Source organism: Bradyrhizobium sp. CCBAU 11357, from assembly GCF_028128865.1.
Lineage (GTDB): Bacteria > Pseudomonadota > Alphaproteobacteria > Rhizobiales > Xanthobacteraceae > Bradyrhizobium.
The window spans coordinates 1-15,854 of the sequence record NZ_LBJW01000099.1; the positions used below are offsets into that span (position 1 = coordinate 1).

Annotated in this window: 14 protein-coding genes and 1 pseudogene; 8 read left to right on the forward strand and 7 right to left on the reverse strand. The window is 65.2% G+C overall.

Annotated elements, in window-relative coordinates; all coding sequences use genetic code 11:
* A pseudogene (locus XI05_RS17020) lies at positions 1–353 on the reverse strand (hypothetical protein); the annotation flags it as partial.
* Positions 354–390: 37 nt separating this feature from the next.
* On the reverse strand, positions 391–1,683 hold the full coding sequence (locus XI05_RS17025) for an adenylosuccinate synthase (RefSeq protein WP_271503657.1): 1,293 nt from the start codon (positions 1,681–1,683) through the stop codon (positions 391–393).
* A gap of 423 nt (positions 1,684–2,106) precedes the next feature.
* Here XI05_RS17025 and XI05_RS17030 point away from each other — a divergent pair, with 423 nt between their 5' ends.
* Positions 2,107–3,039, forward strand: coding sequence for a DMT family transporter (locus tag XI05_RS17030; protein WP_271503661.1), 933 nt, complete (start codon positions 2,107–2,109; stop codon positions 3,037–3,039).
* A gap of 168 nt (positions 3,040–3,207) precedes the next feature.
* On the opposite strand, the gene XI05_RS17035 is transcribed toward XI05_RS17030, so the two are convergent.
* On the reverse strand, positions 3,208–3,609 hold the full coding sequence (locus tag XI05_RS17035) for a DUF1330 domain-containing protein (protein ID WP_271503664.1): 402 nt from the start codon (positions 3,607–3,609) through the stop codon (positions 3,208–3,210).
* Between the two features lie 93 nt (positions 3,610–3,702).
* Here XI05_RS17035 and XI05_RS17040 point away from each other — a divergent pair, with 93 nt between their 5' ends.
* Positions 3,703–4,638, forward strand: coding sequence for a DMT family transporter (locus XI05_RS17040; RefSeq protein ID WP_271503667.1), 936 nt, complete (start codon positions 3,703–3,705; stop codon positions 4,636–4,638).
* A 98-nt stretch (positions 4,639–4,736) separates the two neighbouring features.
* Positions 4,737–5,714, forward strand: coding sequence for a Bug family tripartite tricarboxylate transporter substrate binding protein (locus XI05_RS17045; RefSeq protein WP_271503669.1), 978 nt, complete (start codon positions 4,737–4,739; stop codon positions 5,712–5,714).
* Positions 5,715–5,834: 120 nt separating this feature from the next.
* Here XI05_RS17045 and XI05_RS17050 read toward each other — a convergent pair whose 3' ends face one another.
* The gene (locus tag XI05_RS17050) at positions 5,835–7,520 is read right to left on the reverse strand and encodes a methyl-accepting chemotaxis protein (RefSeq protein ID WP_271503672.1); all 1,686 of its coding nucleotides are present in this window, start codon (positions 7,518–7,520) and stop codon (positions 5,835–5,837) included.
* A gap of 250 nt (positions 7,521–7,770) precedes the next feature.
* Between XI05_RS17050 and XI05_RS17055 the strand changes: the two genes are divergently transcribed.
* The 5 genes from XI05_RS17055 to XI05_RS17075 all read left to right on the forward strand — a co-directional run bounded on the left by XI05_RS17055 (position 7,771) and on the right by XI05_RS17075 (position 13,662).
* The gene (locus XI05_RS17055; RefSeq protein WP_271503674.1) at positions 7,771–8,814 is read left to right on the forward strand and encodes a C-terminal binding protein; all 1,044 of its coding nucleotides are present in this window, start codon (positions 7,771–7,773) and stop codon (positions 8,812–8,814) included.
* 85 nt (positions 8,815–8,899) lie between these two features.
* On the forward strand, positions 8,900–10,240 hold the full coding sequence (locus XI05_RS17060) for an ABC transporter substrate-binding protein (RefSeq protein WP_271503677.1): 1,341 nt from the start codon (positions 8,900–8,902) through the stop codon (positions 10,238–10,240).
* A 133-nt stretch (positions 10,241–10,373) separates the two neighbouring features.
* The gene (locus tag XI05_RS17065; protein WP_271503680.1) at positions 10,374–11,330 is read left to right on the forward strand and encodes a carbohydrate ABC transporter permease; all 957 of its coding nucleotides are present in this window, start codon (positions 10,374–10,376) and stop codon (positions 11,328–11,330) included.
* Positions 11,323–12,222, forward strand: a complete 900-nt coding sequence (locus tag XI05_RS17070) for a carbohydrate ABC transporter permease (protein ID WP_442869279.1) — start codon at positions 11,323–11,325, stop codon at positions 12,220–12,222. The genes XI05_RS17065 and XI05_RS17070 overlap by 8 nt, the downstream gene beginning before the upstream one ends.
* A gap of 84 nt (positions 12,223–12,306) precedes the next feature.
* On the forward strand, positions 12,307–13,662 hold the full coding sequence (locus XI05_RS17075) for an esterase-like activity of phytase family protein (RefSeq protein ID WP_271503683.1): 1,356 nt from the start codon (positions 12,307–12,309) through the stop codon (positions 13,660–13,662).
* A gap of 125 nt (positions 13,663–13,787) precedes the next feature.
* Here XI05_RS17075 and XI05_RS17080 read toward each other — a convergent pair whose 3' ends face one another.
* Genes XI05_RS17080 through exbB form a run of 3 tightly spaced genes read right to left on the reverse strand, consistent with a single transcriptional unit; the run spans position 13,788 to position 15,838 of the window.
* Entirely contained in the window at positions 13,788–14,618 is an 831-nt protein-coding gene (locus tag XI05_RS17080) for a TonB family protein (RefSeq protein ID WP_271503686.1), read from the reverse strand.
* On the reverse strand, positions 14,618–15,058 hold the full coding sequence (gene exbD, locus XI05_RS17085; RefSeq protein ID WP_212254311.1) for a TonB system transport protein ExbD: 441 nt from the start codon (positions 15,056–15,058) through the stop codon (positions 14,618–14,620). Before exbD ends, XI05_RS17080 begins: the two co-directional genes overlap by 1 nt.
* Before the next feature lie 3 nt (positions 15,059–15,061).
* On the reverse strand, positions 15,062–15,838 hold the full coding sequence (exbB, locus tag XI05_RS17090) for a tonB-system energizer ExbB (protein ID WP_271503688.1): 777 nt from the start codon (positions 15,836–15,838) through the stop codon (positions 15,062–15,064).
* Positions 15,839–15,854: the final 16 nt, after the last annotated feature.

Here is a 15,854-nt window from a genome sequence, read left to right on the forward strand (position 1 = left end):
GGCGGCGGCGGGGCCGGACGTGTGCGCGGCGGCGCCGCGGCGGGGTTGCCCTCGGTGGCACGGGTGCTGGCGCGGCGGAAGGCATCGCCACTGCCGCCGGTACGGGCGCCGCCACCGGGACGCGAGGCCTCGCGGGCACGCTGGGCGGCCTCCGATTCGACCTTGCGGACGGCCTCCTCCAGCGACAGCCGTTCGCGCGTGATCTCGGATTCGGAGAGCGGCGGCTGCACGCTGCGCAGCTGCGCGATCAGGGCCGTGCGCGCCCGCTCATAGAGCGCGCGACGGCTTTCGCCGGGAGCGTTGGGGTCCAGGGCGGCAATAGCGCGGGCGATCAGCGGGTAGTAATCAGCCATTTCTACTCAACTATACGCGCGTCCCGGTAAGATATCGTTAAGCCTCAAACGGATTTTGCACCAGGATAGTATCTTCGCGTTCCGGGCTGGTGGAAAGCAGCGCAACCGGACATCCCACCAATTCCTCGATCCGCCGGACATATTTGATGGCCTGCGCCGGCAGGTCGGCCCAGGACCGCGCATTGGCGGTCGGCTCCTTCCAGCCTTCGATGGTCTCGTAGATCGGCTCGACCCGGCTTTGCGCGCCCTCGCCGGCCGGGAAATGGTCGATCTCCTTGCCGTCGAGCTTGTAGCCGGTGCAGACCTCGATCGAATCGAAGCCGTCGAGGATGTCGAGCTTGGTCAGCGCGAGGCCATTGATGCCGCAGGTCCGGACCGCCTGGCGGACCAGCACGGCGTCGAACCAGCCGCAGCGGCGCGGGCGGCCGGTATTGGTGCCGAACTCGCGGCCGCGCTCGCCGATCTTGCGGCCGATCTCGTTGTCCTGTTCGGTCGGGAACGGGCCCTGGCCGACGCGGGTCGTGTAGGCCTTGCACAGGCCGAGCACGTAGCCGACCGCGCCCGGTCCGAGGCCGGCGCCGGTTGCGGCCTGGGCCGCCACCGTGTTGGACGAGGTGACGTAGGGATAGGTGCCGTGGTCGACGTCGAGCAGCGCGCCTTGCGCGCCCTCGAACAGCATGCGCTTGCCGGCGCGCCGCTCGATATCGAGCAGCCGCCAGACCGTCTCGGCGTAGGGCAGCAGCTGCGGCGCCATCGCCATCAGCTCCTTCAGGATCACGGCGCTGTCGAATTCCGGCAGGTTGAGGCCGCGGCGCAGCGCGTTGTGGTGCGCCAGCAGGCGGTCGATCTTGTGCGGCAGCGTCTGATGATCGGCGAGATCCATCAGGCGGATGGCGCGGCGGCCGACCTTGTCTTCATAGGCCGGGCCGATGCCGCGGCGCGTGGTGCCGATCGCAGTCGCGGCGCTGGCGGATTCGCGGTGCGCGTCGAGCTCGCGGTGCAGCGGCAGGATCAACGTGACGTTTTCCGCGACACGCAGGTTGTCGGGGCTGACATCGACCCCCTGCGACCTGAGCCTGGCGACCTCGTCGAGGAAGGCGGCGGGGTCGAACACCACGCCGTTGCCGATCACCGACAGCTTGCCCTCGCGCAGCACGCCGGAGGGCAGGAGCGCGAGCTTGTAGGTCTTGCCGTTGATCACCAGCGTGTGGCCGGCATTATGGCCGCCCTGGAAGCGGACGACGATATCCGCCTGCTCCGACAACCAGTCGACGATCTTGCCCTTCCCTTCGTCGCCCCATTGGGCGCCGACGACGACAACATTGGCCATTCGCGGGTAATCCTGTTCAATCTGTCTCTAGAAGGCATGATCCTCGCGGAAAACCGGTGTCCACTCTTCCGGGATCATGCCTGCGCCCAGCCCAATCGGCGGCCGGAGCCGCCCGCACGCAAGGCAGCCAACCGGATAAAGGAAGCAGCCCCTCTAGGCAAGCAAGAACGGGGCTTTTTCGGGGTCCAACGTCCGGTCCAAGCCCTTGATATCCGCGGAAAATCCCGACCCTTGCGGGCCGGCGCAGGCGGCTTCGACCAAAGCGTGAGAGGCCGCCTTCGCCGCTGGCATGGTCGCGATGCGTCCGCCCCCGTTGCTGCAACCTCGTTTTCCGTGTCTTTGGACCTGCCGGGTGGATCAGCCGGCCCGGACCTCGCCGGGCCGGAGGGCTCGGCGTACTCGACGCGGGGCCCAACCATCACAATGTCCGCCACCGGCCACACCACGCGCGCGGAAACATCCGGCCACAGCTGGATCGCCAACCAGCCTTACCTGCTGCTCAGCATCACGGCGCTGTGCTGGGCCGGCAACGCCATCGTCGGGCGGCTCGCCGCCGGCCACATTCCGCCGGTCACGCTGTCGTTCCTGCGCTGGTTCTTCGCCTTCCTGCTGGTGCTGCCGTTCGCCTGGAAGCACCTCGTGCAGGACTGGCCGGCGATCCGCGGCAAGCTCGGGCTGATGGTCACGCTCTCGGTCACCGGCATCGGTGCCTTCAACACGCTGCAATATTGGGCCCTGGAGCACACCCAGGCGCTCAACACGCTGCTGCTGCAATCGGCGGCGCCGCTGCTGGTGGCGCTGTGGTCGCTAGTCATCCTCGGCATCCATCTCACCGCGGCGCAGGCCTTCGGCGTGCTGCTGTCGATGTGCGGCGTGCTGACCATCCTGCTGCACGGTGATTTCACCACGCTGTCGAGCATCGACTTCAACAAGGGCGACCTGATCTTCCTGCTCGCACTCCTGATCTTCGCGCTCTATTCGGTGCTGTCATTGAAGCGGCCGCCGATGCACGGCCTCTCGTTCCTCGCCTTCACCTTCGGCTGCGGCGCCGCCTGCCTCATTCCGCTGGAGATCTGGGAACTGTCGGCACGCCCGGTGATGAAGCTCGACGGGCCGAACCTCTTGACCCTGTTCTACGTCGCCGTCTTCCCCTCGGCGCTCGCCTATCTCTGCTTCAATCGCGGCGTGCGCCTGATCGGCGCCAACCGCACCGCGCCGTTCTTCCACGTCGTGCCGGTGTTCGGCTCGATCATGGCGATGGTGTTTCTGGGCGAGCACCCGCAGGTGTTCCACTTCATCGGCTTTGCACTGGTGCTGTCGGGCGTGTTCGCGGCGTCAAGGAAGCAGGCGACGTAACTCGCCCTCGTAGGGTGGGCAAAGCGAAGCGTGCCCACGGCTTCTGCTGTGCGGGGTCATGGTGGGCACGGCGCAAGTGCGCCTTTGCCCACCCTACGAGTCTGCCCGCCTTCAACTTCGATGTGCGAATGCCGTAGCCTCCAAGGGAGGGCAAGCAAGGGTGCCCCGCTACTTCGTCCTGAACTTGCTATAGGCCTCGCTCGTCGCGATGATCACGTGCTCGGCGCAGCCGTTGACGCGATGCGGATCGGCTTCGCGCTCGTAGGCTTCCGAGGTCATCATGTCGAGAAAGGCCGAGACGGACGGGTATTGGACCAGCGCAACGAAGTCCCAATCGTTGCCCGCGTGAGGACCAAGCGCGACCGCCTGGGCTTCACCGGTCCAGAGCAGCGTGCCGCCGCGCGCCTTGATCATCGGCACCGCGATCGCGCTGTAGCGCAAATATGCGTCCCAGCCCGACCCGTTGCCGTCGCGCGAGCGCGCGTGGAAGCGCATCAGGTTCAGCATCACCACCGGCGCATTCGGATCGAGCCGCTCCAGACCCTCGATGTTCAACATATTGACCGCCAATGGCACCTCCTTAAGGCTCGGCTGCATTGTAGCATTGCGGCGCTGTGACTTGTGCCACGACGCCGATCCGGCGCAAGCTTGCACAAAACGCCCATGACAATTGCTTCGCCCGCGCCACCGGCCGCCAATCCGGCCAGCTGGCTCAACAACCAACCTTATCTGCTGCTCAGCCTGAGCTCGCTGTTCTGGGCCGGCAACATCGTGCTCGCGCGCCATGTCGGGGCGCATGTTCCGCCGCTGACGATCACCACCATCCGCTGGTTCGGCGTGTTCCTGATCCTGTTGCCGTTCGCCTGGCCGCATCTGAAGCGCGATTGGCCTGCCTTGCGCAAGAGCCTGGCCCTGATGCTGTTCCTGTCGCTGGTCGGCTTCGCCTTCAACAACGCGATCTCGTACTGGGCGCTGCAATACACCGAGGCGCTGAACGCGCTGCTGATCCAGTCGGCGGGTCCGCTGTTCGTGGCGCTGTGGTCGCTGGTGCTGTTCGGCGTGCGGCTCACCGGCGCGCAGCTCGGCGGCATCGCGATCTCGCTGCTCGGCGTGCTGATCATCATCCTGCGCGGCGATCTCGCGGCGCTGGCAAGCATCAGCTTCAACAGGGGCGACATCATGTTCGCCTCCTCGCTGGTGGCGTTCGGGCTCTATTCGGCCTTCATCCCGCGCCGGCCGAAGATCCACCAGCTCTCGTTCCTGTCCTTCACCACCTGCTGCGGCGCGACGATGCTGCTGCCGACGGCGATCTGGGAGGCGGCAAGCGGGGCCGTGCTGCAATTCGACGCGATCACGCTGGCGACGCTGGGCTACATCCTGATCTTTCCCTCCACCCTCGCCTATCTCTTCTTCAACCGCGGCGTGGCGCTGATCGGGCCGAACCGGGCGGCGCCGTTCTTCCATCTGGTGCCGGTGTTCGGCTCGGCGCTGGCGATCCTGCTGCTGGGTGAAAAGCTCCAGCCGTTCCACCTGATCGGTTACGCCCTGGTGCTCGCCGGCGTCGTGCTTGCATCGCGCCGGGGCTCGGCGATGAAGTAATTCCGCGCGACGGACGCGGTCACGACCTATAGCCATCTTCCGATTCCCCTTTGGACAAGCTAGGTTCCCCGCCAACCAAAAAGAGGGAACGACCAGACATGATTTCAGGGCTGATCCGAAAGCTGCGGACCGTCGCCGCGGCCGCGCTGTGCCTCACGGCAGCATCCACCGCTCACGCCGACACCTATCCCAGCCGCAACATCACGCTGGTGCTGCCGTTCGCGGCGGGCAGCGGCACCGACACCACGACGCGGCTGATCTCGCAGCATCTGTCGCAGGCGCTCGGCGTTCCCATCGTGATCGAGAACAAGGCGGGAGCCAACGGCATGCTGGCCGCGACCTATGTCGCGAAGGCTGCTCCCGACGGCTACACGCTGCTGGTGACCACCAACACCACGCATTCGGCCAATCCCTATCTGCTCAAGAGCCTCACTTACGATCCGGTCAAGGATTTCACCCCGATCGCCCGCACCGGCGATCTGCCCTTCATGCTGGTCATCAATCCCGAAGTGCCGGCCAAGACGGTCGGAGAGCTGGTGGCCTACGGCAAGGCCAATCCGGGCAAGCTGAGCTACGCCTCCGGCTCGTCCTCGGCGATCGTGTCGGGCGCGACCTTCGCGCACAATGCCGGGCTCGACCTGCTGCACGTGCCCTACAAGAGCTCGCCGCCGGCGCTCAACGACGTCATGGGCGGCCGCGTCTCGATGATGTTCGTCGACATCCTGACCGGCCTGCCCCACGTCAACGGCAACGCCCTGCGCGCGCTCGCCGTCACCACCAAGGGCCGCTCGCCGCTGGTGCCGCATCTGCCCTCGATGCAGGAGGCCGGCGTGTCGGACTTCGACATCTCGTCCTGGCAAGGCTATTTCGGCCCCGCCGGCATGTCGAAGGAAATCGTGACGCGGCTCAACACCGAGATCCGCAAGATCATCGAGAATCCGGAGGTCAAGGCCAAGCTCGCCACGCTCGGCATGGACGCCTTCTCCGGCACGCCGGAGCAGCTCGGCACTTTCGTGAACGAGCAGCTGGTGCTGTGGGAGAAGCTGATCACCAACGCGAAGATCGAGAAGCAGTAGCGCGGTCTCGTAGGGTGGGCAAAGCGTAGCGTGCCCACCGATATCTCGACGAGCTCAAAAAAGAGAAGGTGGGCACGACGCTTCGCGTCTTTGCCCACCCTACTAATTCAGCGCAAGAATTTACGCCGCGCGGACCTTGGCGAGGAAGCCATCCACGGCATTGCGCAGCGCGCCGGACTGATTGTCCAGCTCGCGGGCGTTGCTGAGCACGTCGCCAGCCGCCGCTCCGGTCGCTTCCGCGGCCGAGGTGACGCTGCCGATATTGGCGTTGATCTCGCTCGAGCCGGCGGCGACCGACTGGATGTTGCGGGCGATCTCGCGCGTCGCCTCGCCCTGCTGCTCGATCGAGGCGGAAATGCCGGCGGTGATCTCGCTCATCTCCGCGATGGTCTGGGTGATGCCGGAGATGGCCGCCACCGCGTCGCTGGTCGAGGTCTGCATCGCCGCGACCTGGGCGGAGATCTCTTCGGTTGCCTTCGCGGTCTGGTTGGCGAGCGCCTTGACCTCGGAGGCGACCACGGCGAAGCCGCGGCCGGACTCGCCGGCCCGCGCCGCCTCGATGGTGGCGTTGAGCGCGAGCAAATTGGTCTGCGCCGCGATCGAGTGAATGAGCTTGACCACCTCGCCGATCTTCTCGGCTCCGGTGGAGAGCTCCTGCACCGTGGCGTTGGTGCGCTCGGCATCGGTGACGGCACGGCTCGCCACTTCAGTCGAGCGCGTGACCTGGCGGGAAATTTCCGCAACCGAGCTCGACAGCTCTTCGGCGGCGGCCGCAACGGTGCCGACATTGCCGGACGCCTTCTGCGAGGCGGCACCGACGGTCGCCGCGCGCGAAGAGGCGTCGCTGGCGGTCGCGGTCATCGATTGCGCCGTGATCTGCATGCCGGCTGCGGCCGAAGAGACCGAGCGGACGATGCCGTTGACGCTGCGCTCGAAGTCGTTGGCGATCTCCTCCATGGCGCTGCGGCGTTCCGTCGCGGCGCGTTCCTTGGCGTCCGCCTCGGTGCTCTCGAGGTCGCGGATGCGCACCGCGTTGTCCTTGAAGATCTGGACGGTCGCCGCCATCGCGCCGACCTCGTCGCCGCGTCCGACGCCGGGGATTTCGCCTTCGAGCTTGCCGTCGGCGAGATCCTTCATGCGGGTGCCGAGCCGGGCGAGCGGAGCACTGATGCTGCGGCCGATCAGCCAGGCGACGCTGCCGGCAACGATGACGATGCCGAGCATGGCAAGGCCGAGCAGCCAGTAGACCGGGCCCATCTTGGCTTCGATGTCGTCGAGATAGGCGCCGGTGCCGAGATACATGTCGAAGCCGGGCACCGCGACGGCGTAACCGATCTTGCGGATCGGGGTTTCCTGGCCGGGCTTCATATATTCATAGTGAAGCAGAATCTCGCCGTTGGCCTTGACGCCGTTCATCAATTCCAGCGACAGCTTGCGGCCGTTGGTCACGACCTCCATTCGGTTGGTGCCGATCACCTTCGGATCGGGCGCAAGCTGGGTGAGACCGTCATACGACGTGCCGAACAGGTAGCCGGCACCCTTGTCGTAGGTCATCGCGTTGCCGTAGCGGCGAAGCTCGGCCATCGCGGCGTCCTTCGTCATCTCGCCGGCATCGACGCGCTTCTTCAACGCGGCGGCAAAGTTGCGCGCCAGCTCGACGATCGCCTTGGCCTGGTCGATGCGCGCATTCACCATCTCGCGCTTCATCAGGTAGCCGGCGAGAACTCCGGAGATGCAGAGGCCGAACAGCGTGACGCCGACGAGAATGCCAAGCTTCGGCGCGATCTTCAGATTGCTCAACTTCACGGGTTAGCTCCGGCAATATTGGTACGGGCGCACGACGAGATCGCTCAAATTCGAATCAAGGTTTAGTGGCGGAGCCCTTAGCAAGTTGCTTACGTACCTCCGTAAAAGCCCCGACCTTTGCCCGGAAAGGCGGAAAGATACCTCGCTCGCGACAACCAGGAATTGTACGCACCCGCCCCGATTTCGCGTAAAAGACGCAAAGGCCCGTCGCGAAGGCGGGCCACGACAAGAAACCAATCGGGAGCAGAGAATGCCGAAATACAGGGTGGTGACGCCGAAGGGCGCGAGCTTCACGGTCGCGGGCAGCGATTATTCCTATGAGCGCGAGGCGCTCGATCCGATCGATGCCGAGATCATCGAGGCGCCCGCCGACGAGGCCGGGTTCATCGCCGCCGCGAAAAATGCCGACGCGATCTACGCCAAAGGCATCCCGATCACCAAGTCGATCATCGACGCACTCGAGAGCTGCAAGGTCATCACGCTCGGCTCGGTCGGCGTCGACAGTGTCGACGTCAAGGCCGCCACTGCCCGCGGCATTCCGGTCACCAACATCCCCGACACGTTCATCGAGGAGGTCGCCGACCACGCCATGATGCTGTTGCTCGCGGGCTTCCGCCGCCTGATCGAGCAGGACCGCATGGTGCGCGACGGCCGCTGGGCCGAGGGCCGGCCGGCGCTGCTCAAGATCCCGAGGCTGATGGGCCAGACGCTCGGCTTCATCTCGTTCGGCCGCGTCGCGCGTGCGGTTGCGAAACGCGCAGCGCCCTTCGGCCTGCGCATGATGGCCTACGATCCCTTCATCCAGGAAACGCTGATGTACGACCACGGCGTGATTCCGGCGACGCTGAACGAGGTGCTGTCGCAATCCGACTTCGTCTCGATGCATGCCCCTGCACGGCCCGAGGTGCACCACATGCTGACCGGGAAGCACTTCCGGCAGATGAAGAAAGGCTCGATCTTCATCAACACCGGCCGCGGCGCCACCGTGGACGAGGAGAGCCTGATCAAGGCGCTGCAGGAGGGCTGGATCGCGCACGCCGCCCTCGACGTGCTGGAAAAGGAGCCGCCATCGCACAACAATCCCCTGCTCGGCATGGAGAACGTGACCCTGACCGCCCATGTCGCCTCGGCCTCGGCACGGTTCGACGAGGCGCGCAAGCGGCGGGTGGGCTACGAATTGTCACTGGTGCTTCAGGGCATGTGGCCGGTAAGCTGTGTCAATCCGTCGGTGCTGCAGAACACCGCGCTCCGCCGCTGGCAGCCCGTCAGCATGGATCGCGGACCGAACAGCTAGGCGGCCGGCGCAACAGCGCCCACGACCGAAACGGCCCTTCACCGGCGATCAACGCCGGGAAGGGAGACATCATAGGGAGGAACTGATGAGGAACGACATCACACGTCGTGATGCCTTGGCGCTGGGCCTGTCCGCTGCAACGCTCGCGGCCACCGGTGCTGCAGCGCAAACATCGAATATCAAGGCCGCCGACGTCCCGGCACCCAAGCTCGACATCGAAAAGGGCGCGTCCTTGCGCATGCTGCGCCCGGTGCGTTTCGTCCAGGCGGACGAGGACGTGTTCCGCGCCAATGCCGCAAAGTTCACCAAGGACACCGGGGTCGAGGTCAAGGTCGACTTCGTCGGCTGGGAAGACATCAACCAGCAGACCGCGGTGACCTCGAATTCCGGCGCCGGCCCCGACATCATCATCGGCTTCTCCGACGCGCCCCATATCTACATCGACAAGCTTATCGAGCTCACCGACGTCGCCGACTATCTCGGCAAGAAGTATGGCGGCTGGCAGACTCTTGCGAAGACCTATGGAAAGAAGGCTAAGAGCGACACGTGGATCGGGCTGCCGTTCGGCGCCACAGCTGGCCCCCTGATCTATCGCAAGTCCATTCTTAAATCAGTCGGGTTCGACAAGGCTCCGGAAGATCCAGCCGGCTTCCTCGATCTCTGCAAGAAGCTTCAGCAGGCGGGCAAGCCAGCCGGCTTCGCACTGGGCAACGCGGTGGGCGATGGAAACGGCTTTGCGGACTGGATGATGTGGGCGCACAACGCGGCGTTGCTGGACGAGGAGGGCAATGTCACAATCAACAGCAAGGAGACGATCGCGGCACTGAACTTCGTGAAGCAGCTTTACCCGACCTTCATCGCCGGCACACCGTCCTGGAACGATGTCAGCAACAATCGCGCCTATTCCTCCCAGGAAATCGCGCTGACGGCAAACGGGGTGTCCTTGTACTTCTCGTTGAAGAACGATCCGGCGACCGCCGCCATCGCCGAAGATTCGGAACATCAGTTGTTGCCGAAGTTCTTTGCGCCGGCCCCGCCGATGTCTGGCCTAACGCTAAACGCAATGGTGTTCAAGCACAGCCCTTACCCGAACGCAGCGAAGGCATTTCTGCGATTCATGCTAGAGAAGGAACAGTACGAGCCCTGGCTCAACGCCAATAGCGGCTACTGGTCGCAGCCGCTCGCCGCCTATGCCGATGCAGCAGTGTGGTCAGGTGATCCGAAGGTCGCAATCTTCAAGAACACCATGAACAACGGCTACTACGCCGGCTATAAAGGTCCGATCTCGACGGCCACCGGTGCGGTGCGGGCGGACTATGTCACGGTTCAGATGTTCGCGTCCGTCGCCACCGGCGCGGCCACGCCGGAGGCCGCGGCCGCCGAAGCCGAGCAGCGCTGCAAGCGCTACTTCCGGCGGCAGAAGTGACGGCCGATAGGCCGTCATTGCGAGGAGCCCTTGCGACGAAGCAATCCAGACTTTCACCGCGGAAGCAGACTGGATTGCTTCGCTTCGCTCGCAATGACGGCGTGTTGAATTTCAAGAACAGGACAACACACTAATGTCCGTGACCACCCTTTCCTCTCCCGCGCTGGCGCAGCGGCAGCCGAACTGGATCGTGCGGCTGTTCGACTACAAGCCGTTCCTGATCGCGATGTGCCTCGCGCCCGCGCTCGGGCTGCTCTCGGTGTTCCTGACCTACCCGCTCGGGCTCGGCATCTGGCTCGCCTTCACCGACACCACGATCGGCCGGCGCGGCATCTTCGTCGGTCTCGAGAACTTCCAGTACCTGCTCACCGATCCCTTGTGGTGGAACGCGGTGTTCTACAGCGTTTTCTACACGGGAGTGGCGACCTTCGGGAAATTCGCGCTCGGCTTCTGGCTCGCCCTGCTGCTCAACAACCATTTCCCGTTCAAGAGCCTGCTGCGCGCCATCGTGCTGCTGCCCTGGATCGTCCCGACAGTGCTCTCGGCGCTGGCGTTCTGGTGGATCTACGATCCGCAGTTCTCGATCATCTCCTACCTCCTGGTCGACGTTCTGCACTGGAAGTCGAGCAATATCGACTTCCTCGGCTCGCCCTGGCCGGCGCGGTTCTCGCTGATCGCCGCCAACATCTGGCGCGGCATTCCCTTCGTCGCGATCTCGCTGCTGGCTGGCTTGCAGACCATCTCGCCCTCGCTCTACGAAGCCGCGATGCTGGACGGGGCCAGCGCCTGGCAGCGCTTCCGCTACATCACCTTCCCGATGATGATGCCGATCCTCGCCATCGTCATGACCTTCTCGATCATCTTCACCTTCACCGACTTCCAGCTGGTCTACGCGATCACCCGCGGCGGCCCGGTGAACTCGACCCATCTCTTGGCGACGCTGGCGTTCCAGCGCGGCATCGCCGGCGGCGAGCTCGGGGAAGGCGCGGCGATCGCAGTGTCGATGATCCCGTTCCTGGTGTTCGCGACGCTGTTCTCCTATTTCGGCCTGGCGCGCCGCAAATGGCAGCAGGGAGAGGCCAATGACTGACACCGTCGCACAGCCGACTGTCGCCGACGCGAAGGCGCCACCCGACACCATGGCCTGGGATTCCGGGCTGCGGCGGCTGATGATGATCTACCTGCCGCTCGGCTGCTTCGTGCTGATTCTGCTGTTTCCGTTCTACTGGATGGCGATCACCTCGTTCAAGCCGAACGCGGAACTGATGAACTACCGGGACAACAACCCGTTCTGGATCTCCTCGCCGACGCTGGCGCACATCAAGCATCTGTTGTTCAACACCTCCTATCCGCAATGGCTGAAGACGACGATGCTGGTCGCGATCGGCTCGACCACGCTGTCGCTGATCGCGAGCACGCTGGCGGCCTACGCGATCGAGCGCCTGCGCTTCCGCGGCAGTCCCTATGTCGGTCTCGGCATTTATCTCGCCTATCTCGTGCCGCCGTCGATCCTGTTCATTCCGCTCGCGACCGTCGTGGTGCAGTTCGGCCTGTTCGACTCGCCCCTGGCCCTGATCCTGGTCTATCCGACCTTCCTGGTGCCGTTCTGCACCTGGCTCCTGATCGGCTATTTCAAGTCGATTCCTTACGAGCTCGAGGAATGTGCGCTGGTCGACGGCGCGACGCGCCTGCAGATCCTGCGCCGGATCACGCTGCCGCTCGCGGTGCCCGGGCTGATCTCGGCCGGCATCTTCTCCTTCACGCTGTCCTGGAACGAGTTCATTTACGCGCTCGCCTTCATCCAGAGCGGCGCCAACAAGACGGTGCCGGTCGCGATCCTGACCGAGCTCGTCACCGGCGACGTCTATCAATGGGGTGCGCTGATGGCGGGATCGCTGCTCGGCTCGTTGCCGGTCGCGATCTTCTACTCGCTGTTCGTGGATTATTACGTGTCGTCGCTGACGGGTGCGGTAAAGGAGTAGACGAAGCTGCGGCCTTTGGCCCGGCTTCACAATCCTGCAACATGCGATCCGCATAAGCGTTGCGTCCGCCAACAGGAGACGCACATGCGCGCGACTTTTCTTTGCACCGTCGCCACGATCATTCTCACCGCGAGCACCGCGCTCGCGCAGAGCGAGGGCGAATTCCCCGCCAAGCTCGCCGGCCACGTGGTGATGCCGGCCGAAACGTTCATCGAGGCGCCGGCCGATGCCCCCGCCGATCTCAAGACGGCGGGCAAATATACCACCGGCAAGCGGGTCGACGCGCCCGGCACCGTCATGGGCAAGTCCTTTGAACGTCCGACCGGCGTGTCGCTGCCGTTCAAGGGCCAGCCGCTGCAGGGCCATTCCGGCATCAAGACCATGCCCGACGGCACGTTCTGGGTCCTCACCGACAACGGCATGGGCGCGCGCGCCAACTCGCCGGATTCGATGCTGTACCTCAACCGCTACAAGATGGATTGGGCCAGCGGCAAGATCGAGCGGCTGGAGACCATCTTCCTGCACGATCCCGACAGACGCGTGCCGTTCCGCATCGTCCATGAGGACACCCAGAAGCGCTATCTCACCGGCTCCGACTTCGACACCGAAGGTTTCCAGATCGTCGGCGACACCTTCTGGATCGGTGACGAATTCGGCCCCTATATCCTGAAGGCGGACAAGTCAGGCAAAATCCTCGGCGTGTTCGACACGGTGGCCGACGGCAAGCCGGTGCGCTCGCCCGACAATTGGGCGGTGGGAACGCCGGCCGCGCCGGGCGCGACCTACACCAACGTCAATCTCCGCCGCTCCAAGGGCTATGAGGGCTTCGCCGCGTCGAAGGACGGCAAGTTCCTCTACGGCCTGCTCGAGGGACCGCTGTGGGATGCCGAGAGGAAGGACTGGGAGAAGGTCGACGGCAAGGAAGCCTCCCGCATCCTCGAATTCGACGTCGCCGCGGAGAAATTCACCGGCCGCTATTGGCAATATGTGTTCGAGCAGAACGGCAACGCCATCGGCGACTTCAACATGATCGACCAGGCCTCCGGCCTCGTCATCGAGCGCGACAACGGCGAAGGCACGGCCGACAAGGCCTGCCCGCAAGGCCAGCGCGGCGAGAACTGCTTCCCCGACCTCGCCAAGTTCAAGCGCGTCTACAAGATCGAGCTGACCGACGCCAATGTCGGCAAGCCCGTGCGCAAGATCGGCTATGTCGACCTGATGAAGATCAGGGATCCCGACAAGAAGGCGCGCAAGCCGCTCAACGAGGGCGTCTACACCTTCCCGTTCTTCACCATCGAGAACGTCGATCGCGTCGACGACACTCACATCATCGTCGGCAACGACAACAACCTGCCGTTCTCCTCCAGCCGCGATCCCAACAAGGCCGACGACAACGAATTCGTGCTGCTCGAGGTCGCGGATTTCCTCAAGGCGAAGTGAGCGCCCAACCCTCATTGTCATCGCCCGGCTTGACCGGGCGATCCAGTACGCCGCAGTAGTCCTGATGAATCTCGCTGCCTCTGGAATACTGGATGCCCCGCCTTCGCGGGGCATGACACCGAGGGCTACCTCACCGTAAATGCCACCGGAATCGTGAAACTCATCGCGCGGTTCTTGATCTCATCCGGGATCGGCGGGAACGGCGAGGCCTGGCGGAGCATGGACATCGCCTGGGCGTCGAAGGCAGCGACGCCGGACGAGCCACCGAGGCGGCTCGACGTCACCTGCCCGCCGCGGCTGATGGTGAAGCTGAGGCTTGCAACGCCGCGCTGGCCGCCGCCGCCGGCCGGATAGGAGTGGAAGCGCATCAGATGCGCGCGGACGCGTTGGTTGTAGGATGCGACCGCGGCGGCCGTCGCGCCCGCACTCATGGCGGATGCCATGGGCGCCTCGCGCTCGGCGCGCGGCGGTGCGCTGGTGCGCGGCGCCGGAATTGCGTCCGACGGCTTCCTTGCCTCGCGCCGAACCACCTTCGGCGTCTCCTGCGCGGGCCTTTCGACCGGCACGATTTTCGCCGGCTCGGGCCTGGCGGGTGTCGGCTCGAGCTTCTGCTCCGGCGGCGCGATCACCTCCGGCCTTTCCTGCGGTGGCGTCGGCGCGATGGTCTCCTCGACGGCCTGCTGCTGCACCGGCTCCGGCGGCGAGGCATCCGCCTCCTGCATCAGCGGCCCCGGCGCGACGTCGTCCAGCGTTGGCTGCGGCGCCGATGTCACTGGCGACATGTCGACCATGATCGCGGGCAGGCTGACGCCCTGCTCGGGCTGCGTCCTGAGCCAGCTCATTGCAAGCAGCGCGGCGGCGACATGCAGCGCCACGATCACGCCCGCCGACAGGCCCCAGCGCGCGCCGTCGCGCTCGCCGAGCGGGTCGTGCAGGGCGAAGGCGTTCGCGGCCATCAGCTGCGTCCGTCGAGGCCGACGAGGGCGACCTTGAGATAGCCGGCGTTGCGCAAGGTGTTCATCACCTCCATCAACTCGCCATAGGAGACGGCTTTGTCGGCGCGCAGATAGATGCGCTCGTCCTTGCGGCCCTTGGTGGCGGCATCGAGCGAGGTGCTGAGCACGTCGCGAGCGACGACATCCTCACCCACCGCGATCGAAAGGTCCGGCTTGACCGTGACGAAGACCGGCTTGTCGGGCCGCGGTGCCGGCTCGGCCGCCGTTGCCGGCAGATCGACGCCGATGTCGACGGTGGCAAGTGGCGCCGCCACCATGAAGATGATCAGGAGCACGAGCATCACGTCGATGAACGGCGTGACGTTGATCTCGTGCGTGACCTCGAGCTCGCCGGCATCGCCGCGCGAGCCGAGCTTCGATGTCCCGAGCCTGGCGGCCATGCCCTACTCCGCCGCTCGCGCCAGACGGAAATGGCCGTGGTCGCGCTGGCGGCTCACCAGCAGCATGAGCTGCGCCGAGGCGTCGCCGAGCAAAGCGCGGTAATTGGCGATGCCGCGGACGAGGTGATTGTAGATCACCACCGCCGGAATCGCGGCGACGAGACCGAGCGCGGTCGCGAGCAACGCTTCGGCGACGCCGGGCGCGACCACCGCAAGACTGGTGGTGTGGCTCTCGGAGATGCCGATGAAGGAGTTCATGATGCCCCAGACGGTGCCGAACAGGCCGACGAACGGCGCGATGGCGCCGATGGTCGCGAGCACGCCGGTGCCGCGTGCGATCTGCCGGGACATCGCCGCCTCGACCCGTTCCAGCCGCAACGCGATGCGCTCCTGCAGGCCGTCATCGACGATGCCGCCGGAGAGCTCGGCCTCTCTGGCGCAGGACTGGATCAGCTGAGCGACCGCGTCGCGCGCGTCGCCGGTCCGTGCGCATGCTTCGGCCAGCGTCATGTTGCCCTCGAGGGCACGTGTCCGCTGCACGGCGAGCGAGGCCTTGCGGCGCAGCTCGACGGACTTGGCGAGCCACACCGTCCATGTCACCAGCGAGGCGATGGCGAGGCCGACCATCACGACCTTCACGACGATGTCGGCACCGAGAAACATGCCCCAAGGCGACAGATTGCGCGGCAACAGCGCCGCGTCGATCGCGAAGGCCGGAGCCGGCGCGAGCGCCAGCGCGATTGCTGGGATCACATGCCGAAGCCTGGACTTGCTCTGCATCCTGATCTCCCCAGGT

Coding starts and splice junctions, on each gene's coding strand:
- XI05_RS17025 (WP_271503657.1), bottom strand. CDS start 1,683: ATGGCCAATGTTGTCGTCGTCGGCGCCCAATGGGGCGACGAAGGGAAG.
- XI05_RS17030 (WP_271503661.1), top strand. CDS start 2,107: ATGTCCGCCACCGGCCACACCACGCGCGCGGAAACATCCGGCCACAGC.
- XI05_RS17060 (WP_271503677.1), top strand. CDS start 8,900: ATGAGGAACGACATCACACGTCGTGATGCCTTGGCGCTGGGCCTGTCC.
- XI05_RS17075 (WP_271503683.1), top strand. CDS start 12,307: ATGCGCGCGACTTTTCTTTGCACCGTCGCCACGATCATTCTCACCGCG.
- exbB (WP_271503688.1), bottom strand. CDS start 15,838: ATGCAGAGCAAGTCCAGGCTTCGGCATGTGATCCCAGCAATCGCGCTG.
- XI05_RS17045 (WP_271503669.1), top strand. CDS start 4,737: ATGATTTCAGGGCTGATCCGAAAGCTGCGGACCGTCGCCGCGGCCGCG.
- XI05_RS17040 (WP_271503667.1), top strand. CDS start 3,703: ATGACAATTGCTTCGCCCGCGCCACCGGCCGCCAATCCGGCCAGCTGG.
- XI05_RS17080 (WP_271503686.1), bottom strand. CDS start 14,618: ATGGCCGCGAACGCCTTCGCCCTGCACGACCCGCTCGGCGAGCGCGAC.
- XI05_RS17055 (WP_271503674.1), top strand. CDS start 7,771: ATGCCGAAATACAGGGTGGTGACGCCGAAGGGCGCGAGCTTCACGGTC.
- exbD (WP_212254311.1), bottom strand. CDS start 15,058: ATGGCCGCCAGGCTCGGGACATCGAAGCTCGGCTCGCGCGGCGATGCC.
- XI05_RS17070 (WP_442869279.1), top strand. CDS start 11,323: ATGACTGACACCGTCGCACAGCCGACTGTCGCCGACGCGAAGGCGCCA.
- XI05_RS17065 (WP_271503680.1), top strand. CDS start 10,374: ATGTCCGTGACCACCCTTTCCTCTCCCGCGCTGGCGCAGCGGCAGCCG.